The sequence below is a fragment of the Pseudohongiella sp. genome, from assembly GCF_040877505.1.
GTDB lineage: Bacteria > Pseudomonadota > Gammaproteobacteria > Pseudomonadales > Pseudohongiellaceae > Pseudohongiella.
Genome location: NZ_JBBDNQ010000015.1, coordinates 189947 through 213097, shown reverse-complemented (window position 1 = coordinate 213097; position 23151 = coordinate 189947). Strand labels below are relative to the sequence as shown.

Genomic DNA, 23151 nt, shown 5'->3' with positions numbered 1-23151 from the left:
GGCATAAGCTGCACCGGTGTCCTGATATGGTAGCTACGGGTGGACTTGAACCACCGACCCCAGCATTATGAATGCTGTGCTCTAACCAACTGAGCTACGTAGCCATTAAGAGGATGCGCATTCTGTCCATTTAGCAACCTTTTGTCAAGATCCTGAGTACGTCGGAACATCAATTTTTCAGGCAAAGCGACCTCGGTTCCAGGACGTAAAGCCGGGTATCCAGGCCCCTTGGTCTGTAAATTGCTTGTTCCATCATGTAAGCATACTCACTGACAGGAGTTTAAGATGGATCGTCGTAGCTTTCTTCGGAAGAGTGTTGGCACTGCTGGTTCCATACTTTGCTGGAATTCGTGGCTGCCGGGGTTAAGCGCTGCCGAGTTGCCAGCAGACATAACCGCCATGAGTGCAACCGAGCTGTCTTCCGCTATCAGCGCGCGCCATGTCAGTTGTGCAGAAGTCATGCAAGCCTATCTGGCCCGGATCCGGCGTTACAACCCGGTTTACAACGCAATTGTCGGTGAAGTCGATGATAGTGAGCTGTTGCAACAGGCCCGCTCTGCAGACCTGGCTCTGTCACGTGGGGAATACCGTGGCTGGATGCACGGAATGCCACATGCAGTGAAGGACCTGGCAGCGGTCAGAGGCCTTATTCATACCAGCGCATCACCGATGTACGCCGACAGGGTTGCAGAGCAGGACAGCCCCATGGTGGCGCGCTTACGTGGGTCGGGTGCCATTTTTGTGGGCAAAACGAATTCCCCTGAGTTCGGTCTGGGCTCGCAGACCTATAATCCTGTATTCGGTGCCACGGGCAGCGCATATGACCCCGATTTGACCGCTGGCGGCAGTAGCGGGGGTGCAGCCAGCGCCTTGGGTACGCAAATGGTTCCCGTCGCCGATGGCAGTGACATGATGGGATCAGTGCGGAACCCGGGCGCATTCAATAACGTCATTGGCTTTCGGCCCAGTGCCAGTCAGTCCGATGGCGAAAGATCATTGTCTGCGTCCGGGCCGATGGGGCGCAATACTGAAGATACCATTCAATTGCTGCATACCATGACAGGTGTTGAGCGTGGGGCTTACGCCAGATTGGAGCTGCCGGACTTACGTATCGGCTGGCTGGGTGACCTGCAACACTACCTGGCAGTCGAACCCGGCATCCTGGGTTTGTGTGAGGCGAATCTCGAGGTGCTTGAAGAAGAGGGCGTCATTGTTACGCATGCGACATTGCCCATGGACCCTGCCTTGTTATGGTTGTCGTGGACTACGCTGCGCCATGCATCCAGGCAGCGGATGGAAGCGTTCTATCATGATCCGGCTACCCATCAGTTGCTGAAACCTGAATTGATCTGGGAAATCGAGCAAGGCCTGGGGTTGACGAACGAGGACATGCAAGTGGCCGACGTTTTGCGCGAGGAATTGTATAAAGCCGTGGCAGGGTTGTTTGAACGTTATGATTTTCTGGTGCTGCCGTCCTCTCAGGTTTTCCCCTTTGACAAGAATATTCACTGGCCTGCGCAAATCAATGGGCAGCAGATGGATACCTATCATCGATGGATGGAGGTGGTGGTGCTTGCCAGCCTTGCAGGATTACCTGTCGTTAATGTACCGGCAGGCTTTGATGCTGATGGAAGGCCCATGGGGATGCAGGTAATCGGCCCCTACGGAGCCGACAAACGCGTGCTGGAATTTGCCCTGGCGTATGAAGCCTTGGTCCCTTATCTGGAGCAGCGCCCGCAACTGGTGGCTACACGTTAAACCGGAAGTGAATCACATCGCCATCCTGCACGATGTATTCCTTGCCTTCCAGGCGCCACTTGCCGGCATCCTTGGCGCCCTGTTCACCTTTGCCGGCAACAAAGTCGTCGTAACCAATCACTTCGGCGCGAATGAAACCGCGCTCAAAATCGGTGTGAATCGCCGCCGCCGCACGCGGTGCTGTTGAGCCGGCCTTTATGGTCCAGGCACGCACTTCTTTCACGCCCGCAGTGAAGTAGGTCTGTAACCCCAGCAACTGATAACCGGCGCGGATCACACGATCCAGGCCGGGCTCATCCATGCCCAGGTCCTGCAGGAATTCCAGTTTTTCGTCATCGGCCAGTTCTGCAATTTCCGATTCCAGCTTGTTGCAGATGGGGACCAGCACTGCGCCCTCGGCTTCAGCCACCGCGGCGACGCGATCCAGCAACGGATTGTTATCAAAGCCGTTTTCGTCGACATTGGCAATGTACATGGTCGGTTTGATGGTGAGCAGGTGCAGACCGTAAATGTCGGCGACCTCGTCTTTATTCAACCCCAGAGTGCGTACCGGTCGGGCAGTGTCCAGGTGTTCACGTACACGTTCAAACAGGGCGATCTGGCGCACCGCGTCTTTGTCGCCGCCTTTGGCGACACGGGTCAGGCGCTGAATACCTTTCTCCACACTTTCCAGGTCGGCCAGCGCCAGTTCTGTGTTGATGGTTTCGATATCTGCTTCCGGGTTAATGGCATCGGCGACGTGCACGATATTGCTGTCTTCAAAACAGCGTACGACATGTGCGATGGCATCGGTTTCGCGGATATTGGCCAGGAATTTATTGCCCAGGCCTTCACCTTTGGAGGCACCGGCAACCAGACCTGCGATGTCGACAAACTCCATGCTGGTAGGAATGGTTTTTTGCGGTTTAACAATGTCAGTCAGTACATCCAGCCGCGGATCGGGCATGGGGACGATGCCGGAGTTGGGCTCGATGGTGCAGAAGGGAAAGTTCTCTGCCGCAATGCCGGCTTTGGTCAGGGCATTGAACAAAGTGGACTTACCAACGTTGGGCAAACCAACGATACCGCATTTGAAACCCATGAGTATGAATCCTGTAGTCAGCTGTTATTTTGGGGTAGAGGTGTCTTTACTCGCCTGGTGGCGCGCTTTGGCTGTGGAGTTCGAGCATGGCTTTATTCCATAAACCACTGGCCGCGACTGGCAGTACGCGCAGGGCCTGATCCAGATCATGCTCAATCTGGATGCTGTCATCCTTGCCCGGGTTACTCAATACATAGTTGGCAACCTTGCTTTTGTCGCCGGGATGCCCGACGCCTATGCGCAGGCGATAGAATCCGCGTTCACCACCCAGAGCATTAATGATGTCCCGAATGCCGTTGTGGCCACCGTGACCACCGCCGGCTTTGAGGCGGGTGGTGCCAACCGGGAAATCGATTTCATCATAGGCCACCAGCATCTGTGCAGGGGTAATGTCGAAGTAATGGCATAGTGCCGCTACCGACAGGCCGCTGCGATTCATGAACGTGGTAGGAAAGAGCAGGCGTATGTCCTGACCATCAATATGAACACGACCGGTTTCGCCGTGGAAACGGGATTCCGGTCGCAGTTCACCCTGGTACTGCTGGCAGATCGCCTGCAGGAACCAGACACCGACGTTGTGTCGGTTAAAACGGTATTGTGGGCCGGGGTTACCCAGGCCCACAATAAGTTTGAGCGGTTCAGTGCTCATAGCGGGCGAAAATCACTCTTCAGTGGTTTCTTCGTCGGTTTCGCCATCTTCGTCTTCACCATCCAGCAGACCGCCGCGTGGCGGCTGGACTGTTACCACGGCGTGGTCGTGGTCAGAGTCGTTGCCGTGTGACAGCTCGAGACTGGTGACACCCTTGGGGAAGTTGATCTGGGAGATGTGAATGGCTTCGCCCACATCGAGATCGATCATGTCGATTTCCAGATATTCCGGCAGGTCTTTGGGCAGACAGATGACCTCAATTTCGGACATGGTCTTCAGGATGCTGCCGCCGCCAGTCTTGACGCCTTTACACTTGTCTTCGTTAAGCAGGTGAACAGGCACTTTGACGTGAATGGTCTGCTTGGCGCTGACGCGCTGAAAATCAGCGTGCATGATACGTGGCTTGGCCGGGTGGCGCTGCAGGTCCTTGATAACAACCTGTTCTTTCTTGCCATCAACGTGAAGGGTGATGATGTGCGAGAAAAACGCTTCGTTGGACGTTGCTTTCAGGATGTCCTTGTGCGGGATGGCAACATTTTGCGGGGCTTTGCTGCCACCGTAAATAATCGCCGGGACTTCATCGGCCAGACGACGCAGGCGGCGGCTCGCACCTTTCCCCAGGTCTTCTCTGGCTGTTGCATTCAGATCAAACTCATTAGACATGTTATGTCTCCAGTTTTAAAACGTCTGTTTCACTTGCGACCGGTTACGCAGACGTGTCGGTAAAAGGGGCACTGTCAAATCAATACCCCGGTGTAAATTTCCGGATGGAAATTCAGTTTCCTGCAGTTTTACAGCTCGGCGCTTTCGAACATGGCGCTGATGGATTCTTCGTTACTGACCCGGCGAATGGATTCGGCGAGCAGGCGTGCCATGCTGAGTTGTCGCACATTGGGCAACTTGCTGATTTTGTCGCTGAGCGGGATGGTGTCAGTGACCACCAGAGAGTCCAGCTCTGAGTTGGCAATATTCTCGGCCGCGTTGCCGGACAGCACCGGATGGGTGCAATAGGCGACAACTTTCAACGCGCCGTGTTCTTTCAGGGCAGCGGCCGCCTTGCACAGCGTGCCGGCGGTATCCACCATGTCGTCGACGATCAGGCAGGTGCGGCCTTTGACTTCACCGATGATATGCATGACCTGGGCTTCGTTGGCCTGCGGGCGTCGTTTGTCGATGATGGCCAGATCTACATTCAGCTGTTTGGCTACGGCTCTTGCACGCACCACACCGCCAATGTCAGGCGATACCACAGTCAGGTTTTCGTATTTCTGCAGTTCGATATCGTCGGTCAGTACCGGTGAGCCGTAAACGTTATCTACCGGGATACTGAAGAAACCCTGGATCTGCTCGGCATGCAGGTCAACGGTCAGCACGCGGTTAACGCCCACGGCAGAAATCATGTCGGCAACCACTTTGGCGCTGATGGCGACGCGGGCTGAGCGCACGCGGCGATCCTGGCGGGCATAACCGAAGTACGGGATAACGGCAGTGATGCGGTTGGCCGAGGCACGATGCATGGCATCGGCAGTGAGCAGTAACTCCATCAGGCTGTCATTGGTCGGCGCGCATGTCGACTGGATGATGAATACATCCTTGCCGCGCACGTTTTCCTTGATCTCGACAGCGATTTCGCCATCGCTGAATTTACCGATCTGAGCGTCACCGAGGGGAATACCAATGTAGCGGGCAATTTTTTCTGCCAGCATGGGGTTGGCATTGCCGGTGAAGACCATCAGATTATTAGCCATGGAAAGATTACCTTCTGACTTGCCGTTAGCGCAGTTAGAGCGTTTTTTAGGGGTTGATTTGTGCTGTGGTCGTTTGATGATCTTGTCCGCCCAGGTCATTCGTTGTGGTCGTTGAATGATCGCTTAGATGCTGCATCAAACCGGCAGACCAGAGTCGGGCCCTGCCTGGCGCCGGCGTACTGGCAGCGCGGACAAACACCGACTCCTGAAATATGGCTGGGGTGGCTGGACTCGAACCAACGCATGCAAGGATCAAAACCTTGTGCCTTACCAACTTGGCGACACCCCAAAAAACATCGTTATTCTAAGCTATTTACTGCCTGTATCAAAGCTCGCCAGGGCCGATTGATTGATCCCTCTGGCGACAAAGCCGCTCAGGCCGGCCAAAGAGCCGCTGGCTTCAGTCGGCAATTGCTGCAATACAGCTCTGGCATGCGCCTCATCCGGAAACGCGGCAAACACACTGCATCCTGTGCCGGTCATGCGGGCCGGTGCAAACTGTGATAACCAGTCGAGCGCTGCATCCACCGCCGGATACAATTTTCTGACCAGTGTTTCGCAGTCATTCCGGGACTGCCCTGCCAGAAAGGCGCACATTTTGATGGCTGTTGAGTCCCGTGTCAATTGCTGATGTGAAAAAATCGTGCCTGTGGTGACATGGCATGCAGGGGTTAGCACCACAAAAAACTGCTCGGCGAGGGTAACGGGTTCAAGTTCCTCGCCTATGCCTTCGGCCCACGCGCTGTTACCAAACACAAAAACCGGTACATCGGCTCCCAGTTGCAGCCCTAACTCAGCCAGCCTGGTGCGGGACAATCCGCCTTGCCAAAGCTGATTCAGGGCCAGCAGGGCGGTGGCGGCATCCGAGCTGCCGCCACCAAGCCCTGCGCCTGCCGGAATGCGTTTGATCAGGTGGATGTCGGCGCCGGTCTTGATGTTCAGCGTTTGCCGCAGCAGCCCGGCAGCGCGCAGCACCAGGTTATCGTTATTGCTCAGGCTGGTGTCATTGCAGGTGAGTCGCAAGTGCCCGTCGGTGCGCAAGCTGAAACGCAGTTCGTCGCCATAATCCAGCAGCTGAAACAGGGTCTGCAATGTGTGGTAACCGTCGCTGCGGCGCCCCGTGATATGCAGGAACAGGTTGAGTTTTGCCGGGGCGGGCAACGTGATGATGTGGTCAGCCGTTGTCATTATTGATCTCAGTCGCCGGTACTGGCCGGGACATCAGGCAGCGTCCAGCGCAGCCGGGTCAGGTCCAGACGCAAGGGTGCCTTCTCGATCCGGATGCGTGTGGGCAGGGTTTCCAGACCGAAATTGGTGTAGGCCATATAGCTGATCTGCCAGCCGATCTGGCGAAATGCCCGCAGCTGACTGGTTTCGCCAAACTCCAGATCACTGCTGGGACCGGGGGCCGGGATACCCTTGATCCAGTAATTCAGTTCGGTGACCGGTAGCTCGTACCCCAGTTCCTGATACAGCAGGGCTTCCGGTGACTCGGTAAACACCGGGTCCTCTCCCTGTTGGGTAATCTGCACCTCACCCGGGCGGCCGTCGATCCGGGTAGCGCCCACGTTGAACGTCCCCCACAGGTTGATCTGGTAAACATCGCCGCTCTGTTGCCAGCGTATACGCGAGCTGTGCGCATCGCTGGCGTCGCGCACGTTAAGGCTGCCAATGAATTCCCAGTTGGAAATTGCACCCAGTACCTGGCGACGCTGCTCCCACTCAGTATTGACCGGTGCATCGATACGCGGGGTGCTCGAGCAGGCGGCCAGGATCAGTGACATCAACACCCAGACGGGAACGTGAATCCGGGAAATGCTCATTCCGAGGGCACCAGGCGGTCCATGGTGTCCAGCACATGTTCGCTGTCCGGTTGCTGCTCAAGCGCTTCGCGCCATATTTCGAGCGCCTCATCCTGTTCTTCCAGCATCCACAGTACTTCGCCGAGGTGAGCGGCCACTTCTGCGTCCGGAAACGCAGCGTAGGCCGTTTTGAGATTCGCCAAAGCCTCGTCCAGGCGGCCGAGCTTGTATTGTACCCAGCCCAGACTGTCGATGATGGCCGGGTCATCGGGCGTGATCGCAATAGCGCGCTGGATTAGGTCCAGCGCTTCATCGTAACGATCCGTGCGCACTGTCAGGGCATATCCCAGGTGATTCAGGGCGCGCGCATTGTCCGGATCCAGGTCGATAATGCGGAGCAGGTCTTTCTCCACCTGGGGCATGTCGTTTTGCTGTTCGCTGAGCAGTGTTCGGGCAAATAACAGATCGATATTGTCGGGGTAGCTCGCCAGGGCTTCATCCAGCACAGCATCGGCCCGGTCATCGAAGCCTGCGTTGATCAGGGCTTCAGCTTCCAGTGCTGGCAGTATCGGCCCCAGGTCGGGTGTTGCCGCGCTGCGCTGCACCCGCCAACTGGTGGCGTCATCAAATCGCTCCAGCGCAACAAACAGGCGCATGATTTGTCGTTGCGCCGACAGGAAGGCGTTGGAGCGAGGGCCTATCTGCTGATAATGGGATAACGCCCGGGCGAGATCCTCGCGTGCTTCAAGAATGACGGCCAGGTAAAAATGCGCTTCATTGTTTCGGTGGCCGGCACTCAGCAGTGTTTGCAGTTGATCTTCGGCAAGCTCATATTCCTCCAGCTCCAGATTGATAAGTGCCAGTGAATACAGCGTTTCCAGATCGCCGGGTGCAAGACGCAGCAGTTCCGTGAAGTGGATGGCCGCCTCGCGCAGTTTTTCATTCTGCACCAATATCTGGGCATAGCTGTAACGCAGAAGACGGTGCGTCGGATATTGCGTGACCGCGTCGCCGAGTAAGGTCTCAGCATCATCAGCCAGTCCCGCATTTTGCAACAACTGTGCCTCGATCAATGCGGTGCGCGGATTGTCGCCGAACCGCTCGCGGGCAATTGCCAGGATTTCACCGGCACCTGCTGTGTCGCCGCTCTGGTCGTAGAGCTGGGCCAATGCGTAGTACAGGGTAGCTTCGTCCGGATGGCGCGAGAGCATATTCTCCAGCTCATCAGCGATAATTTCGCGCTGACGGTTATCGAGCGAAAAGGTTCGCGCTGTCATGGCGGTGAAATCGACATTGCCGCCCAGCGTCAGCACCTGATCCAGGTGTGGCAGAGCGCGGACATACAAGGCCTGTTCCAGTAACTCGTAACCGACAATCAAATGCGGATCCAGCGCGTCCGGTTCCTGTTGCAGCCATAACTGGGCCAGTTGTATCAGGGCTTCGTTGTTGCCGGTGGCGGAGGCAAACTCGACGGCGCGGCGAATGATGCCGGGATCGCTGGTCTCAAGCGCCAGTTCGTAATAATTCTCCGCTGCCTGAGGCAGGTAACCGCGCATGCCACCAAATTCGCTCAGCAGTGCTCTTTCAAGTTGATCACCGGTGAAGTTGCCGTATTCCACGGGTTCTTCGGTCGATGCCACGGGTTCGCTCGCTACCGACTCAGGGGGCGCGGGCGCAGTGTCCGTTGCATCTGGCGCAGGCTCCAGGGCGGAGCAGGCGGCCAGCAGGGGCAGGCTGAGATATAACAGGCGATGTAAGGATTTAGTCATAGTTTCCGGTCTTGAGGTGCCTCTGGTAGAGCCTTGGGGCACCGTTTGATTCTAACAACTGTTCTGCGGCAAGACTACAATTGTGACCGGCCCGGGCGCATAATACGTACTCGCTAATGCAAAACAGGGGTGCGGTCTGCACATAAAAGCAGGAAAACGGCCCCGAGTTTTAGTAAGATAGCGCATTTTTTCAGCAAGGCTCTCTATGGCGCTGGTTCTGCTCGGCATCAATCACAATACTGCCAATGTCTCCCTTCGGGAGCAGGTTGCGTTTCCGCCAGAAAAAATGGCAGACGCGATGCAGCGCGTGACCGCACTTGAGCATGTCAGGGAAGCCGTCATCGTATCGACCTGCAATCGCACAGAGTTGTACGTCGACATAGACCTGGGTGGACCTGCCGCCGAGGCGGGCGCGGTCGCGCAGGGCGCAGAATCCATGCTGATTGATGCGAATGCACAGTTTGATCCCTCCCGCCTGCAATTTGAACAGCAGAAACTTTTGAGCTGGCTGAGTCAGTATCATGGCGTTGATGTGTCGGAGCTTGGCAGCTGCAGTTATTTTCATTGGCGCGATGATGTTATCCGTCATCTGATGCGAGTCGCCTGTGGTCTGGACTCCATGGTGCTGGGCGAGCCCCAGATTCTGGGTCAGATCAAATCAGCCTATGCTGTTGCGAAAGAGCTGGGCGTTGCCAAGGCCGAGTTGGGCCGCGCGTTTCAGGAAGCGTTTTCGATAGCCAAAGAAGTGCGCACCGATACCGCAATCGGCGAAAACCCGGTATCCGTGGCCTATGCCGCAGTGACGCTGGCTGAGCAGATATTTTCTGATCTGGGCAGTCTGCATGCGCTGCTGATCGGTGCCGGCCATACCATCGAACTGGTGGCCCGGCACCTGACCGAACGCGGTGTGCGCAGCATTGTCGTGGCCAACCGTACTTTGCAGAACGCCGTCACGCTGGGTGAGAAGTTCGGCGCCCGGGGTGTGTTGCTGTCAGATATTCCCGACGAGCTGGAACAGGCCGATATTGTTGTGTCCTCCACCAACAGTCAGTTGCCGCTACTGGGCAAGGGCGCCGTCGAGCGGGCTATCAAGAAACGCCGTCACAAACCCATGTTGCTGGTTGATCTGGCGGTGCCGCGCGATATCGAACCGGAAGTAGGGCAGATCAGCGATGCTTATCTTTACAGTGTTGATGACATCCGTGATGTCATCGAAGATAACGTCAAAAGCCGTGCGCTCGCGGCCGAGCAGGCCAGTGCCATCATCGAGCGCGGGGTAGAGGAGTACCTGCGGCAATTGCGCGCGCTCAATGCCGTGGCGACCTTGCGTGCCTACCGCGAGAAGGCTGACCAGATACGACAGCTGGAGCTGGAAAAGGCTCTGCGCGCCCTGGAAAAAGGTATGCCGGCAGAGCAGGTGCTGGAAGCTCTGGCCCGCAGTGTCACCAACAAACTGATTCATGCGCCCAGTGTGCAGATGAAAAAAGCCAGTGCCGAGGGGCGCGAGGATCTGATTCGTCTGACGCAGGAATTGTTCGGGTTGGGTGAATAAACCATGAAAACGTCAATCTATCAAAAACTGGAAAACCTGGCCGAACGCTGCCAGGAGCTACAGGCGCTGTTAAGTGATGCCGAAACGATTGCAGACCAGGATCGCTTTCGCGCCCTGTCCCGGGAGTTTTCCGATATCGAGCCGGTGGTGCACGAATTTGAAGCCTACCTTGCTGCGCAAAAAGGCCTGCAGCAGGCACAGGAAATGGCGCGCGACCCGGATCCTGAGATGCGCGAGATGGCCGATGAGGAGTCGCGTCAGTTACGGCAGGACATCGAAGTACTGGAGCTGAACCTGCAGAAGCTGTTATTGCCCAAAGACGAAAAAGACAGCATGAACGTGTTCCTGGAAGTTCGTGCGGGCACCGGCGGTGACGAGGCGGCCCTGTTTGCCGGTGATCTTTACCGCATGTACGCCCGCTATGCCGAGCTTAAAGGCTGGCGTATGGAAATCATCAGTGAGCGTCCCGGTGAGCACGGTGGTTACAAGGAAATCATCAGTCGAATCGAAGGTCGCCAGGTTTATGGGCAATTGAAGTTCGAGTCCGGTGCGCATCGCGTGCAGCGCGTGCCCGAAACCGAAACCCAGGGCCGCATCCATACGTCGGCCTGCACGGTGGCGATTCTGCCGGCGGCAGATGATCTGGAAGAGATTGAACTGAACAAGGCCGACCTGCGCATTGATACCTTTAGAGCCAGTGGTGCCGGCGGTCAGCACATCAATAAAACCGATTCAGCGATACGCATCACGCACCTGCCAACGGGCATGGTGGTGGAGTGTCAGGATGAACGCTCCCAGCACAAGAACCGTGCCCGGGCCATGTCTCTGCTCAGCGCCCGCCTCAATGACATGGCGCAGCAGGCTGCGGATAAACAGCAATCCGATACCCGGCGCTTGCTGGTCGGTTCGGGTGACCGTTCCGAGCGCATCCGGACCTACAATTTCCCGCAGGGTCGGGTGACCGACCATCGCATCAATCTGACGCTCTATAAACTGGGCGAAGTCATGGAAGGTCAGCTGGATGTGATCATCCAGCCGCTGGTCCATGAGTATCAGGCCGATCTGCTGGCAGAGCTGGCCGCGTGACGATATGACGGTGAGTATCCGCCAGGCGCTTGACCAGGCCACAACCGCATTGGTGCTGAGTGACAGTGCCAGGCTGGATGCTGAGGTTCTGCTGGCATTTGTGCTGGGCAAGTCGCGCAGCTTTCTGTTCAGCCGTCCGGAGTCTGTTTTGAGTGGCGAGCAGAGCGCGGCCTTTGCTGCGTTTGTGGCGCGCCGTGCAGCCGGTGAACCGGTGGCCTACCTGACCGGGTGTCGCGGCTTCTGGACCCTGGACTTGCAGGTGACGCCTGCGGTACTGATTCCGCGGCCGGAAACGGAGCTGCTGGTCGAGCTGACGCTGACCCTGGGGCAGCAGGTCAGTGCCGATGACCCTGGCAGGGCGATGGTGGTGGCTGACCTTGGTACGGGCAGTGGCGCGATTGCGCTGGCACTGGCCAGTGAGCGTCAGCATTGGCAGGTTTATGCCACGGATCGAAGCGAACAGGCCCTGGTTGTGGCGCGGCAAAATGCCGTGCGTCTGCGGCTTGATGGTGTCAGCTTTACCCAGGGGGACTGGTGCGAGGCGTTGCCAGCCGCTGTGTGCTTTGACATGATCGTCAGTAATCCGCCGTATATTGCCGATGATGATCCGCACCTGCAACAAGGTGACCTGCTGTTTGAGCCGCGCGCGGCGCTGGTCGCCGACGGGCGCGGCCTGCGTGACCTGGCGATAATCTGTGAGCAGTCACGGCTGCGATTGCGTGACGGGGGGTATCTGTTGCTTGAGCACGGTCATGAACAGGGCGCCGATGTTCGGGCGTTATTGACCACCCAGGGTTTTGCAGGCGTGCGCAGCGAGCGTGATCTGGCAGGTCACGAGCGGGTGACACTGGGGCGCCATGCGGCGCCGGGAGAAAACACACATGCGTGATGAGCAGTTATTGCGCTATAGTCGACAGATTATGCTGCCCGCCTTTGATATAGAGGGGCAGGCGCGGCTGCTGCAGTCGACAGTGCTGGTGGTTGGCATGGGCGGGCTGGGCAGTCCGGTGGCCATGTACCTGGCTGCTGCCGGTGTCGGCCATCTGATTCTGGTCGACGACGACATCGTCGAAATCAGCAATCTGCAGCGGCAGATTGTGCATCGTGAGGCAGCGCTGGGTGACAGCAAAGTCGAATCGGCACAGCGGACGTTGACGGCACTGAATTCGGACGTAAAAATTACCACGATCCATCAGCGCGTTGATAAACCTCTGCTGGCGCGTCTGGTCAGTGATCAGGTCGATCTTGTTATTGATGCCTGTGATAATTTCAGCACGCGCTTTGCCATTAATGAGATCTGCGTGCACTACAAAGTGCCGCTGGTTTCCGGCGCAGCAATCAGGCTTGAGGGCCAGGTTGCGGTGTTTGACAGCCGGCAGCCGGACAGTCCGTGTTACCAGTGTCTGTACCATGGTGGCGATGATGAGCAGATGAGCTGTTCGCGCAATGGCGTGCTGGCACCGGTAGTCGGTGTGATTGGCAGCATGCAGGCGCTGGAGGCGATCAAGGTTTTATCCGGTATGGGCACAAGCCTGTGCGGACGTTTGTTGTTGTTCGATGCCATGACCTCAACTTGGCGTGAATTGCGTTTGCCGCGCGACCCGGCATGTTCAGCATGCGGCGCGGGCGCTCCCTGAAAAGTTATATCAAAGGTTGTTATACATGCAGAACATTGAAAACGAAGAAGTAGCGGGCAAAGAAGCCCTGCCTGAAGCAACAGCGTCTGTCGATGATGCCCGTGAAGTGGTCAGTGAGCCGGAGTCGGCCGCGGAGCTGCCGCCGGTAGTGCCTGATATCCCATTCAGTAAGTTCGAGCTGGAAAAACCGCTCGAGCGCGCGATCAAGGAGCTTGGTTACAAGTTCTGTACGCCGATTCAGGCGCAGAGCCTGCGTTATACCTTGCGCGGCTACGACGTGACCGGTAAAGCACAGACCGGCACAGGCAAAACGGCCGCTTTTCTGATTACCATCATCAATGACCAATTAAAGAATCCGATTAAAGATGAACGCTTTATCGGCGAGCCACGGGCGCTGATTCTGGCCCCCACGCGTGAGCTGGTCATGCAGATTGCCAGTGATGCGCAGAATCTGAGCAAAGGCTGTGGGCTTCACGTCGTGACGCTGGTCGGTGGCGAGGACTACAAAAAGCAGCTGGCTGCGGTGGATTCCCGGCCTGTTGATATCGTGGTAGCAACACCGGGTCGCCTGATCGACTTTTTGCAGAACGACCAGTTATATCTGGGATTGGTGGAAATACTGGTGATTGATGAAGCTGACCGCATGCTGGACATGGGCTTCATTCCGCAGGTACGTACCATCGTCAGCCGCACGCCACACAAGGACTGTCGCCAGACACTGCTGTTCAGCGCCACCTTTACACCGGAAATCATTGAGCTGACCTCGCGCTGGGCCATGGATCCGATCATGATCGAGATTGCGCCGGAGCGCGTGGCCACCGATACCATTGAGCAGATCGTGTACCTGGTGACCACCGAAGACAAATACAAGCTGCTGTACAATCTCATCAAGGCTGAAGGTGCAGACAAGGTCATTGTTTTCAACAATCGCCGTGATCAGGTGCGCAAACTGGCCGACAGTTTGTATCGCAATGGGGTCAGCTGCGGATTGTTGTCCGGGGAAATTGCACAGAACAAACGCGTCAAGACTCTGGAAGCGTTTCGCGACGGGGATATCCAGGTGCTGGTGGCAACCGATGTCGCCGGCCGGGGTCTGCATATTGATGACGTGAGCCATGTCATTAACTATAGCCTGCCCGAGGAAGCGGAAGACTATGTGCACCGTATTGGCCGAACGGGACGCGCCGGCGCCATTGGCACTTCGATCAGTTTTGCCTGCGAGGAAGACTCGTTTCTATTGCCCAATATTGAAGAAAAACTGGGCCAGAAGTTGCCCTGCGTCTACCCTGAAGCAGACATGCTCGCGGAGCCGCCGGCATTCACGCGGCCCTCTCATTTCAAGGATGAATCAAAGCCTTCAACACGTGGCGGCAGAAGCAGCGGTGGCAAGGGCGGTAACAGCAGGCCCCGTCCCCGGCGTTGAGCCATGATGAATTGGAACATGTTGAGTTGAAACATGTTGAGTTGAAACTCGGTGATCAGGCCGGGTTGCCACGTTTGGCGCCGGCCGCCTCCAGTACCTCAATATAGGGTGTTGCCGCGCGATGCTGGGAAACGTGATCCAGAAAGGTAGTGCCGTTGGGCAGGGTCACATTGACATCGTGCCCGGCAGCGACAAAAAACGGCACGAATCGGGCAAAGTGTTCGGGCAACATGCCACGATAGGCCTTGGTCAGAATGTGATAGGCCGCAGGCACACTCTCCGGTGGCTCGAGGTCGAGAAATGATCTGATGCGCTCGTCCGACCACTCTTCGTTGCGGGTGGCGGGCTGTGTCCTTTCCTTGCCGGTTTTTTTCTCTTCGATCATGCTAACCTCTTGATGTTTTTCCCGTCACGCGTTCAATTTCTTGCGCAGTAATTCGTTGAGTTGAGCCGGGTTGGCTTTGCCTTTTGACAGTTTCATGGCCTGACCGACAAAAAAGCCGAATACAGCTTCTTTGCCGCCGCGATACTGTGCTACCTGATCCGGATTCGCCGCGATCACATCATCCACCAGCTTTTCTATCGCACCCGTGTCGGTGACTTGCTTCAGGCCGCGTGCTTCGATGATGGCGTCGACCCCGGTTTCACCCGCACTCAGTGCTTCAAATACGGTTTTGGCTATTTTGCCGGAAATCGTGTTGTCCTTGATCCGGCTGATCAGCGTGCCCAGAGATTCCGGGCTGACCGGTGACTGGCTGATATCGAGGTCCTGTTTGTTGAGCATGCCCAGCAAATCGGCAGTCACCCAGTTGGCGGACAATTTTGCATCGCCACAGAGTTTTACCACGGCCTCAAAGTACTCGGCCATGTCCCGACTGCTGGTCAGCACTTCGGCGTCGTATTCGCTAAGGCCATACTGCGTGACAAAGCGCTGACAGCGGGCATCCGGCAGCTCCGGCAGGGTGGCGCGAACGGCATCGATAAAGGCGTCGTCGATGACCAGCGGCAACAGGTCAGGCTCGGGGAAGTAGCGGTAATCATTGGCGACCTCCTTGCTACGCATTGAGCGTGTCTCATCCTTGTCCGAGTCATAAAGACGGGTTTCCTGCACCACACGGCCGCCGTCCTCCAGCAACTCGATCTGGCGCTGTACTTCGTAGTTGATCGCCTTTTCCACAAACCGGAAAGAGTTGACGTTCTTGATCTCGGTGCGCGTGCCGAATTCCGTGTCGCCTTTTTTGCGAATGGACACGTTGGCGTCACAGCGCATGGACCCTTGCGCCATATTGCCGTCGGAGATGCCCAGATAAAGAATGATTGAATGCAGCTTTTTCAGATAAGCCACCGCTTCTTTGGCATTGCGCAGGTCCGGGTCGGAGACGATTTCGAGTAACGGTGTGCCTGCGCGGTTCAGGTCAATACCGGACATGCCCTGGAAATCTTCATGCAGGGATTTGCCGGCGTCTTCCTCAATGTGCGCGCGGGTAATGGCAATGGCTTTTTCGCCACCGTCCTCAGTCTGAATCTTCAAGGTTCCGCGACCCACGGTCGGGAAGTCGAGCTGACTGATCTGATAGCCTTTCGGCAGATCGGGGTAGAAATAGTTCTTGCGGTCAAAAACCGAGTGCTTGCCGATCTCGGCATCTACCGCCAGGCCAAAACTGACGGCCATGCGCAGGACTTCTTCGTTCATCACCGGCAGTGTGCCCGGCATCGCCAGGTCATAAAGGCTGGCCTGGGTGTTGGGCGCGGCACCAAAGTGGGTGCTGCTGCCCGAGAACAGTTTGCTTTTTGTCGCAAGCTGTACGTGTACTTCCAGACCGATAACAGTTTCCCAGGTCATGCGTTATACCTCCGGTCTTTGTGTGTGCCAGTCGGTATGCAACTGGAACTGATGGGCAACATTGAGCAGGCGCGATTCGGACAGCGCGGGGCCGACCAGTTGCATGCCGATGGGCAGCCCGTCCAGCATCCCGGCGGGCAGGGACATGCCCGGCAGGCCAGCCAGGTTCACCGCAATTGTGTAAATGTCTTCCAGGTACATGGTGACCGGGTCGCTGTTTTTTTCGCCCAGTTTGAAGGCGGTATGCGGTGAGGTCGGGCCAAGAATGAGGTCCACATCCTTGAACGCGGTATCAAAGTCGTCCTTGATCAGGCGGCGTATCTTCTGTGCCTTTTTGTAGTAGGCGTCGTAGTAGCCCGCAGACAGGGCGTAGGTGCCGACCATGATGCGGCGTTTGACTTCGTCACCAAAACCTTCACCACGGCTGCGCTTGTACATGTCTTCCAGGTTGGCCGGGTTTTCGCAGCGGTAACCGAAGCGGGCACCGTCAAAGCGTGACAGGTTGGCGGACGCCTCCGCTGGTGCGATGACGTAATACGCCGGCACCGACAAGTGATTGTTGGGCAGATCGATATCCTTGAATGTCGCGCCCAGGCTTTCCAGCTTTTTGATGGCCAGTTGCAGGATTTCCTGCACCTTGCCGCTGAGTCCGCCACTGAAATGCTCGCGGGGCAGTCCGATGCGCAGGCCTGTTAAGGGCTGATTCAATTGTGCGGTAAAATCCTCCGCCGGAATATCCAGGCAGGTAGAGTCGCGGGCATCGGCGCCGGCAATGACGTTCAGTATCAGGGCTGCGTCCTCAGCGCTTTTGGTCAACGGGCCGGCCTGATCGAGACTGGACGCGAATGCGATCATGCCCCAGCGCGAGACCCGGCCATAAGTCGGTTTGAGGCCGGTAATGCCGCAAAACGACGCGGGCTGACGAATTGAGCCGCCGGTATCGGTGCCGGTGGCCATGGCGCAGAGGTCGGCGGCCACAGCGGCAGCCGAGCCACCGGATGAGCCGCCTGGCACCCGGGCCTGATCCCAGGGGTTGTGCACCGGGCCAAAATGACTGGTTTCGTTGGAGGAGCCCATGGCGAACTCGTCCATGTTGGTTTTACCCAGCATGACCGCACCGGCAGCCTGCAAGCGCTCAACCACGCAAGCATCGTAGGGCGAGATGAAGTTCGCCAGCATGCGTGAACCGCAGGCAGTCAACACGTCCCGGGTGCAGAAGATGTCCTTGTGCGCGATCGGGATGCCGGTTAACGGGGTGGCCTTGCCGGCAGCGCGCAGGGCGTCGGCCGCAGCGGCTTGTGTCAGTGCCAGTTCCGGGGTGATGGTCACATAGGCATTCAGCGTCGGGTTCAATTTTGCAATGCGGTCCAGGTAGGCCTGTGTCAGTTCTACACTGGACACGTCCTTGGTGGCCAGTGCAGTGGCCAGTTCAGCAACGGTTTTGCTTAACATAAGCGTCTGTATCCTTGCCTGATCTGATGGTTTTCAGCAGTCAGAGATGTTGTTGACAATGTGCGAGCGCGGGTTGAGCGTGATGGCAAATGGCGTGTCACTCGATGACTTTGGGGACCAGATAGAGGCCGTCCTGCGTGGCGGGCGCGATTTTCTGAAGATAGTCGCGCTGGTCAGTTTCGGTCACCACATCCGGTCGCAGCCGCTGGCTGGCATCAAAAGGATGCGCCATGGGTGCGACCTGTGAGGTGTCCACGCCCTGCATCTGGTCAATCATGTCCAGGATGTTGGTGATTCGCTGGGCAACTTCCAGCGTGTCCGACGCGCTGATCTGCAGTCGTGCCAGATGCGCAATTTTTTCCACGTCTGTGTTGTCTAATGCCATCAAAAGGCTCCTGAGTGTGCGATAATACCGGCCTTGCCAGGTTCTTGACTCAAGCCCGACCCCGGAATGTTTTTGATACTTGCCCTAATACATGAGCATTGCTAGAGTGCGTATCTATTTGCTGGAGAAGCCGTGATTATACGGGATTATGACCGGTCTGAGGCAACAGTTTCCTTCCAGGTTTGCAATCGTTCCGTCACAGATCTGCCCGCCAGGGTTGTTCCGGGGCAGGAACTGTCACTCGTTTTGTCTGTCTGCTGTAAGAGTAGATTAACGGGTCCGGCTTCCGGACCGTTCCGATTAATGTTGAGGTAAGCAAGAATTCAATGTTCAAAAAAATAAGGGGAATGTTCTCCAACGACCTGTCGATTGATCTGGGCACGGCGAACACACTGATTTATGTCCGCGGCGAAGGTATTGTCCTGAACGAGCCGTCAGTTGTAGCCATTCGTAACCACAACGGGCAGAAAACCGTTACTGCGGTGGGCGCCGATGCCAAGCGCATGCTGGGCCGCACGCCAGGCAATATCACCGCCATACGGCCAATGAAAGACGGCGTTATTGCCGATTTTCAGGTCACCGAGAAAATGCTGCAACATTTCATCAGCAAGGTGCATGAAAACAGTTTTTTCCCGCCCAGCCCCCGTGTTCTGGTCTGTGTACCCTGCAAATCCACGCAGGTTGAGCGTCGCGCCATCCGCGAGTCGGTCATCAGTGCCGGCGCACGTGAGGTGCGTCTGATCGAAGAGCCCATGGCGGCAGCCATTGGTGCGGGTCTGCCGGTCGAGAAGCCCAGCGGCTCGATGGTTGTTGATATCGGTGGCGGTACCACCGAAATTGCCATCATCTCCCTGAACGGTATTGTCTACGCTGAGTCCGTCCGTGTCGGTGGCGACCGTTTCGACGAAGCCATCATCACCCACGTGCGCCGCAATTACGGCAGTCTGATTGGGGATGCCACGGCTGAACGGATCAAGAAAGAAATCGGCTGCGCCTACCCGTCAGAGGGTGTATTGCGTGAAATTGACGTGCGTGGCCGTAACCTAGCAGAAGGCGTGCCTCGCAGCTTTACCCTGAACAGTGACGAAATCCTGGAAGCGTTGCAGGAAACCCTGTCTGCTATTGTGCAGGCTGTGAAAAGTGCGCTGGAACAGTCGCCGCCGGAGCTCGCCTCGGATATTGCCGAAAGTGGCATGGTACTGACCGGTGGTGGCGCGTTGCTCAAAGACCTGGACAAGTTGTTGTCGGAAGAGACAGGCTTGCCGGTTATTGTTGCCGATGATCCGCTGACCTGCGTGGCCAGGGGCGGTGGTAAGGCCATGGAACTGATGGATTCCAACGAAATAGACGCGTTGACTCTGGAGTAGTTCCCGTCAACGAGGGCTGCTGCCAACCAGGTGACTAATGCTGAACAGGCTGAGGTTCTGCTATTAAAACCTTATTTATCAAGGGTGTGTCGCTGGAGTATCGCATGCTTGCATTCCTGGCGCTGTCGCTGGGAGTCATGTTTGCGGATTCGCGTTTCGATTATCTGGACCGCGTTCGCTTCACCGTCGCCTATTTAAGCACTCCCGTGTACTGGGTGGCAGATATGCCTGCCCGCGCCTCGTCATGGATTGACGACGTCTTTGTTTCACAGCGTGACCTTATCGAAGAAAACGCCCGTTTGCGTCAGGAGCTGTTGTTTGCCCAGCGTGAGCTGCAGCTGCTGGCAGGTCTTGCCAGTGAGAACAGCCGCCTGCGTGCGTTACAGGAAGCCTCGCAGGCTGTGCAGGGACGTGTCATCACGGCAGAAATCATCAATGTATCCAATGACCCTGGCTCCCGGCGGGTGTTGATCAATCGCGGTGCCCACAACGGTGTTTTTGAAGGCCAGGCCATACTTGATGCGCATGGTCTGATGGGGCAGGTGGTTGAAGTGCTGCCATTTACCAGTTGGGTGTTATTGATCACCGATTCGCGCCATGGCACCCCGGTGCAGGTCAATCGCAATGGTGAGCGTGCTATCGCCCGTGGCAGCAGAGGTGATGTTCCCGGGCTGGAGCTGGAGTATGTGCCTGATACGGCGGATATCGTGGTGGGTGACCTGCTGGTCAGTTCCGGCCTGGGCCAGCGTTACCCCAAGGACTATCCGGTCGCGGAAGTCACCCGTGTATTCCATGACCCCGGTCAGCCATTTGCGCAGATCAGAGCGCGCCCGCTGGCGCAGATGGATCGCACCCGCCATGTGATGCTGGTGGTGCCTGACGACGAGGTCATTGGCGCCAGCAACCTTGAGCTGATTCAGGACTTTCCGGCGCCGGAAGCCGATGAAAACAACACTCAGACTGACGCTCAGGGAGGTTTGTAGACATGATACCCAGAGCAAACGGCTTGTGGATCATCATTCTGAGTCTGCTGCTGGCTTATTTGCTGGCCATCGTGCCATTTCCCGACTGGGCGATGCACTACCGCCCGCAATGGGTAGCCATGGTGCTGATCTACTGGATCATGGCCCTGCCCTACCGCGTAGGTATCGGTGCGGCCTGGTTTGCCGGACTGTTCATGGATATTCTGGAAGGCTCGCTGCTGGGGCTGAACGCACTGTCATTCGCCCTTATTGCCTATATTACCCTCAGTCTGCATCAGCGACTGCGCATGTTCTCTGCGTTGCAGCAAAGCGGCATGATTCTGGCGCTGGTCGGGCTGAATATGACCATTACTTACTGGATCAAGGTGGCAACCGAGCAGACCGATGCCGGCAGTCTGTTGTTCCTGCTGGGCGCTCTGTCCAGCGCGTTTGTATGGCCATGGTTGTTTGTGGTCCTGCGCCAGTTGCGTCGCGGCTTTGATGTGCGCTGAGATGTCTCCTCCGGTCAATTCTGTTTCTCCTGCTGGTGATGTCGGCCGACTCGTGTTGGCGTCGGCATCGCCACGACGCCGTGAATTACTTGATCAGATTGGTGTGTCGTATCGTGTTCTGGTGCATGACACTGATGAGACCTTGTTATCAGGGGAATGCCCGGAAGCCTATGTCAGTCGTCTGGCGCGGCAAAAGGCGGCATCGGTAAACGCCCTGCCGGAGATTTTTGCACGTTGTCCGGTGTTAGGCGCGGACACGATTGTTGTGTGTGACAATGTGATTCTGGGCAAACCGCAGGATGAGGCAGATGCCACGCGAATGCTGCGTATGCTGGCCGGACGCAGTCACCAGGTGCTGACTGCCGTCTGTGTGATGCAGGGAAATCGCGCCGAAGTTGTTACGGTGCACACCCGGGTCTGGTTTCGCGAATTGAGTGATGCCGACATCGCGGCCTACTGGCGCCATGGTGAGCCTGAGGGCAAAGCCGGCGCTTACGCGGTGCAGGGGTCAGGGGCGCTTTTTGTCGAAAAGATCGAAGGCAGCTATTCCGGTGTAGTAGGTTTGCCGCTATTCGAAACCGGCAGGCTATTGGCCGGTTTTGGCATCAGGAATGCACTGGAGAGTCACGCGTGAGTGAAGAAATACTGATAAATGTCACGCCCAGGGAAACCCGCCTGGCGCTGATAGAAAATGGTCTGCTGCAGGAAATCTACATTGAGCGTCGCAGCCGCAGTGGCCATGTGGGAGACATTTATCTGGGCAAGGTTGTTCGCGTGATGCCGGGAATGGAGGCGGCGTTTGTGGACATCGGGCTGGAGCGGGCTGCCTTCCTGCACGCCGCCGATATCGCAGCCATCGGAGCCGATGGCCTGGAAGTTGCCGATGCGGGTACTACTGATATACAGAAATTGTTGCATGAAGGCCAGATGATCGTGGTCCAGGTTGCCAAAGACCCGATTGGCTCCAAGGGTGCCCGCCTGACGACGCATCTGACTCTGCCGTCCCGGCATCTGGTGTATCTGCCCCGAAATGCGCATATTGGCATTTCCTTGCGGCTGGAAAATGAAGCGGAGCGCGAGCGCCTGCTAGCCATGCTCTCGCAGTGCCTGGACCGGGAGGTGACACCGGACAAGGGCGGGTTCATCATCCGGACTGCGGCGGAAGGTGCCACTGATGCCGAGCTGGGCGAGGATATACGGTTTTTGCGCAAGCTCTGGGCTACAGTGGCCGGACGTATTGAAAAAACCAGGGAAATCAGGGTTCTGTATCGTGATCTACCGCTGTATCTGCGGGCGGTACGAGACCTGATTACGCCCCAGGTCGAAAGAATTCGCGTCGATTCCGAGGAGGCCTTTGGCGAGATCAACAACTTTGTTGGTGACTTTATTCCCGACTCTCTGGAGCGCGTAGAGCTCTATCGCGGCGAGCGGCCCATTTTTGATCTGTACAGCATTGATGATGAATTGGACAAGGCACTGGGTCGCCAGGTCAAATTGAAGTCTGGTGGCGATCTGATTATCGACCAGACCGAAGCCATGACAACCATCGATGTAAACACGGGTGGTTACCTGGGAAGCAAGAATCACGCGGAAACCGTCCTGAAAACCAATCTTGAAGCGGCGACAGCCATTGCCCGGCAGCTGCGTATAAGAAATCTTGGCGGCATCATTATTCTCGATTTTATCGACATGGTTGAGCCGGAGCACCAGCGTCAGCTTTTACGCACGCTGACCAAAGCGTTGGAGAAGGATCATGCCCGTACCATGATTTCGGGCATTTCAGAGCTGGGCCTGGTTGAAATGACGCGAAAGCGCACACGCGAGAGTCTGGGACAGGTTTTGTGTTGTCCATGCCCGGTCTGCGAAGGTCGTGGGCGTCTGAAAACACCGGAAACCATTTGCTACGAGATATTTCGTGAGATCGTGAGGGTTGCCCGGGCTTATGAAAACGATGAATTGCTGGTGATGGCGTCTCAGCTTGTGGTTGATCGTCTGCTGGAGGAAGAGTCTGCAACGCTCGCGGACCTGGAAGCGCTGACAGGTAAAACGATCAGGTTTCAGGTTGAACCCATGTATACTCAGGAACAATATGACGTTGTTCTGTTCTGACAGGCAGCTATTTTGA

At 56.7% G+C, this 23151-nt stretch carries 22 protein-coding genes and 2 tRNA genes; 11 read left to right on the top strand and 13 right to left on the bottom strand.

Annotated features, from left to right (window positions below):
- Nucleotides 1-27: 27 nt before the first annotated feature.
- Nucleotides 28-104: transfer RNA gene (locus WD071_RS05435), tRNA-Met, on the bottom strand.
- Between the two features lie 274 nt (nt 105-378).
- On the opposite strand from WD071_RS05435, the gene WD071_RS05430 reads away from it, so the two are divergent.
- The gene (locus WD071_RS05430) at nt 379-1758 is read left to right on the top strand and encodes an amidase (RefSeq protein ID WP_368047446.1); all 1380 of its coding nucleotides are present in this window, start codon (nt 379-381) and stop codon (nt 1756-1758) included.
- On the opposite strand, the gene ychF is transcribed toward WD071_RS05430, so the two are convergent.
- From ychF to WD071_RS05390, 8 genes are all read right to left on the bottom strand, one after another.
- The gene (gene ychF, locus WD071_RS05425) at nt 1748-2839 is read right to left on the bottom strand and encodes a redox-regulated ATPase YchF (RefSeq protein ID WP_368047332.1); all 1092 of its coding nucleotides are present in this window, start codon (nt 2837-2839) and stop codon (nt 1748-1750) included. The two genes, WD071_RS05430 and ychF, sit on opposite strands and share 11 nt — an antisense overlap.
- Nucleotides 2840-2885: 46 nt before the next feature.
- Nucleotides 2886-3488, bottom strand: a complete 603-nt coding sequence (gene pth / locus WD071_RS05420; protein ID WP_368047331.1) for an aminoacyl-tRNA hydrolase — start codon at nt 3486-3488, stop codon at nt 2886-2888.
- Between the two features lie 12 nt (nt 3489-3500).
- Complete coding sequence (locus WD071_RS05415) at nt 3501-4151, bottom strand: 50S ribosomal protein L25/general stress protein Ctc (protein WP_368047330.1); 651 nt, start codon at nt 4149-4151, stop codon at nt 3501-3503.
- A 128-nt stretch (nt 4152-4279) separates the two neighbouring features.
- Complete coding sequence (locus WD071_RS05410; RefSeq protein WP_368047329.1) at nt 4280-5236, bottom strand: ribose-phosphate pyrophosphokinase; 957 nt, start codon at nt 5234-5236, stop codon at nt 4280-4282.
- Nucleotides 5237-5449: 213 nt separating this feature from the next.
- Nucleotides 5450-5525 (bottom strand) — tRNA-Gln (locus WD071_RS05405).
- Nucleotides 5526-5545: 20 nt separating this feature from the next.
- Nucleotides 5546-6424 (bottom strand): 4-(cytidine 5'-diphospho)-2-C-methyl-D-erythritol kinase, encoded by an 879-nt coding sequence (gene ispE / locus WD071_RS05400; protein WP_368047328.1) that lies wholly within the window; start codon nt 6422-6424, stop codon nt 5546-5548.
- Nucleotides 6425-6432: 8 nt separating this feature from the next.
- On the bottom strand, nt 6433-7059 hold the full coding sequence (lolB, locus tag WD071_RS05395) for a lipoprotein insertase outer membrane protein LolB (RefSeq protein ID WP_368047327.1): 627 nt from the start codon (nt 7057-7059) through the stop codon (nt 6433-6435).
- Nucleotides 7056-8807: a tetratricopeptide repeat protein gene (locus WD071_RS05390; RefSeq protein WP_368047326.1), complete on the bottom strand. Its 1752-nt coding sequence runs from the start codon at nt 8805-8807 to the stop codon at nt 7056-7058. The genes lolB and WD071_RS05390 overlap by 4 nt, the downstream gene beginning before the upstream one ends.
- 205 nt (nt 8808-9012) lie before the next feature.
- Between WD071_RS05390 and hemA the strand changes: the two genes are divergently transcribed.
- From hemA to rhlB, 5 genes are read left to right on the top strand one after another with little or no spacing between them, the layout of a single operon-like run.
- On the top strand, nt 9013-10359 hold the full coding sequence (gene hemA, locus WD071_RS05385; protein ID WP_368047325.1) for a glutamyl-tRNA reductase: 1347 nt from the start codon (nt 9013-9015) through the stop codon (nt 10357-10359).
- Nucleotides 10360-10362: 3 nt separating this feature from the next.
- Entirely contained in the window at nt 10363-11445 is a 1083-nt protein-coding gene (gene prfA, locus WD071_RS05380) for a peptide chain release factor 1 (RefSeq protein WP_368047324.1), read from the top strand.
- 4 nt (nt 11446-11449) lie between these two features.
- Nucleotides 11450-12334 (top strand): peptide chain release factor N(5)-glutamine methyltransferase, encoded by an 885-nt coding sequence (gene prmC, locus WD071_RS05375; RefSeq protein WP_368047445.1) that lies wholly within the window; start codon nt 11450-11452, stop codon nt 12332-12334.
- Complete coding sequence (locus WD071_RS05370; protein ID WP_368047323.1) at nt 12327-13082, top strand: ThiF family adenylyltransferase; 756 nt, start codon at nt 12327-12329, stop codon at nt 13080-13082. The genes prmC and WD071_RS05370 overlap by 8 nt, the downstream gene beginning before the upstream one ends.
- A gap of 25 nt (nt 13083-13107) precedes the next feature.
- The gene (rhlB, locus tag WD071_RS05365) at nt 13108-14505 is read left to right on the top strand and encodes an ATP-dependent RNA helicase RhlB (RefSeq protein WP_368047322.1); all 1398 of its coding nucleotides are present in this window, start codon (nt 13108-13110) and stop codon (nt 14503-14505) included.
- Nucleotides 14506-14560: 55 nt separating this feature from the next.
- Here rhlB and WD071_RS05360 read toward each other — a convergent pair whose 3' ends face one another.
- From WD071_RS05360 to gatC, 4 genes are all read right to left on the bottom strand, one after another.
- The gene (locus WD071_RS05360; protein WP_368047321.1) at nt 14561-14890 is read right to left on the bottom strand and encodes a PA4642 family protein; all 330 of its coding nucleotides are present in this window, start codon (nt 14888-14890) and stop codon (nt 14561-14563) included.
- Between the two features lie 24 nt (nt 14891-14914).
- Entirely contained in the window at nt 14915-16348 is a 1434-nt protein-coding gene (gatB, locus tag WD071_RS05355) for an Asp-tRNA(Asn)/Glu-tRNA(Gln) amidotransferase subunit GatB (RefSeq protein ID WP_368047320.1), read from the bottom strand.
- A gap of 3 nt (nt 16349-16351) precedes the next feature.
- On the bottom strand, nt 16352-17800 hold the full coding sequence (gene gatA, locus WD071_RS05350) for an Asp-tRNA(Asn)/Glu-tRNA(Gln) amidotransferase subunit GatA (RefSeq protein ID WP_368047319.1): 1449 nt from the start codon (nt 17798-17800) through the stop codon (nt 16352-16354).
- Between the two features lie 97 nt (nt 17801-17897).
- Nucleotides 17898-18185, bottom strand: a complete 288-nt coding sequence (gatC, locus tag WD071_RS05345; RefSeq protein ID WP_368047318.1) for an Asp-tRNA(Asn)/Glu-tRNA(Gln) amidotransferase subunit GatC — start codon at nt 18183-18185, stop codon at nt 17898-17900.
- 326 nt (nt 18186-18511) lie between these two features.
- On the opposite strand from gatC, the gene WD071_RS05340 reads away from it, so the two are divergent.
- The 5 genes from WD071_RS05340 (at nt 18512) to rng (ending at nt 23135) form a co-directional block, all read left to right on the top strand.
- Nucleotides 18512-19552: a rod shape-determining protein gene (locus tag WD071_RS05340; protein ID WP_368047317.1), complete on the top strand. Its 1041-nt coding sequence runs from the start codon at nt 18512-18514 to the stop codon at nt 19550-19552.
- 86 nt (nt 19553-19638) lie between these two features.
- A complete protein-coding gene (mreC, locus tag WD071_RS05335; protein WP_368047316.1) occupies nt 19639-20535 on the top strand; it encodes a rod shape-determining protein MreC in 897 nt (298 codons plus the stop codon).
- Nucleotides 20536-20537: 2 nt separating this feature from the next.
- Nucleotides 20538-21026: a rod shape-determining protein MreD gene (gene mreD / locus WD071_RS05330; RefSeq protein ID WP_368047315.1), complete on the top strand. Its 489-nt coding sequence runs from the start codon at nt 20538-20540 to the stop codon at nt 21024-21026.
- Between the two features lies 1 nt (nt 21027).
- The gene (locus tag WD071_RS05325; protein WP_368047314.1) at nt 21028-21660 is read left to right on the top strand and encodes a nucleoside triphosphate pyrophosphatase; all 633 of its coding nucleotides are present in this window, start codon (nt 21028-21030) and stop codon (nt 21658-21660) included.
- Complete coding sequence (rng, locus tag WD071_RS05320; RefSeq protein WP_368047313.1) at nt 21657-23135, top strand: ribonuclease G; 1479 nt, start codon at nt 21657-21659, stop codon at nt 23133-23135. Before WD071_RS05325 ends, rng begins: the two co-directional genes overlap by 4 nt.
- Nucleotides 23136-23151 lie beyond the last annotated feature (16 nt).

Bases quoted from the DNA above. Each gene is read 5' to 3' on its own strand.
- ychF (WP_368047332.1), bottom strand. From the start codon at position 2,839: ATGGGTTTCAAATGCGGTATCGTTGGTTTGCCCAACGTTGGTAAGTCC.
- pth (WP_368047331.1), bottom strand. From the start codon at position 3,488: ATGAGCACTGAACCGCTCAAACTTATTGTGGGCCTGGGTAACCCCGGC.
- WD071_RS05415 (WP_368047330.1), bottom strand. From the start codon at position 4,151: ATGTCTAATGAGTTTGATCTGAATGCAACAGCCAGAGAAGACCTGGGG.
- WD071_RS05410 (WP_368047329.1), bottom strand. From the start codon at position 5,236: ATGGCTAATAATCTGATGGTCTTCACCGGCAATGCCAACCCCATGCTG.
- ispE (WP_368047328.1), bottom strand. From the start codon at position 6,424: ATGACAACGGCTGACCACATCATCACGTTGCCCGCCCCGGCAAAACTC.
- lolB (WP_368047327.1), bottom strand. From the start codon at position 7,059: ATGAGCATTTCCCGGATTCACGTTCCCGTCTGGGTGTTGATGTCACTG.
- WD071_RS05390 (WP_368047326.1), bottom strand. From the start codon at position 8,807: ATGACTAAATCCTTACATCGCCTGTTATATCTCAGCCTGCCCCTGCTG.
- hemA (WP_368047325.1), top strand. From the start codon at position 9,013: ATGGCGCTGGTTCTGCTCGGCATCAATCACAATACTGCCAATGTCTCC.
- prfA (WP_368047324.1), top strand. From the start codon at position 10,363: ATGAAAACGTCAATCTATCAAAAACTGGAAAACCTGGCCGAACGCTGC.
- prmC (WP_368047445.1), top strand. From the start codon at position 11,450: ATGACGGTGAGTATCCGCCAGGCGCTTGACCAGGCCACAACCGCATTG.
- WD071_RS05370 (WP_368047323.1), top strand. From the start codon at position 12,327: ATGCGTGATGAGCAGTTATTGCGCTATAGTCGACAGATTATGCTGCCC.
- rhlB (WP_368047322.1), top strand. From the start codon at position 13,108: ATGCAGAACATTGAAAACGAAGAAGTAGCGGGCAAAGAAGCCCTGCCT.
- WD071_RS05360 (WP_368047321.1), bottom strand. From the start codon at position 14,890: ATGATCGAAGAGAAAAAAACCGGCAAGGAAAGGACACAGCCCGCCACC.
- gatB (WP_368047320.1), bottom strand. From the start codon at position 16,348: ATGACCTGGGAAACTGTTATCGGTCTGGAAGTACACGTACAGCTTGCG.
- gatA (WP_368047319.1), bottom strand. From the start codon at position 17,800: ATGTTAAGCAAAACCGTTGCTGAACTGGCCACTGCACTGGCCACCAAG.
- gatC (WP_368047318.1), bottom strand. From the start codon at position 18,185: ATGGCATTAGACAACACAGACGTGGAAAAAATTGCGCATCTGGCACGA.
- WD071_RS05340 (WP_368047317.1), top strand. From the start codon at position 18,512: ATGTTCAAAAAAATAAGGGGAATGTTCTCCAACGACCTGTCGATTGAT.
- mreD (WP_368047315.1), top strand. From the start codon at position 20,538: ATGATACCCAGAGCAAACGGCTTGTGGATCATCATTCTGAGTCTGCTG.
- WD071_RS05325 (WP_368047314.1), top strand. From the start codon at position 21,028: ATGTCTCCTCCGGTCAATTCTGTTTCTCCTGCTGGTGATGTCGGCCGA.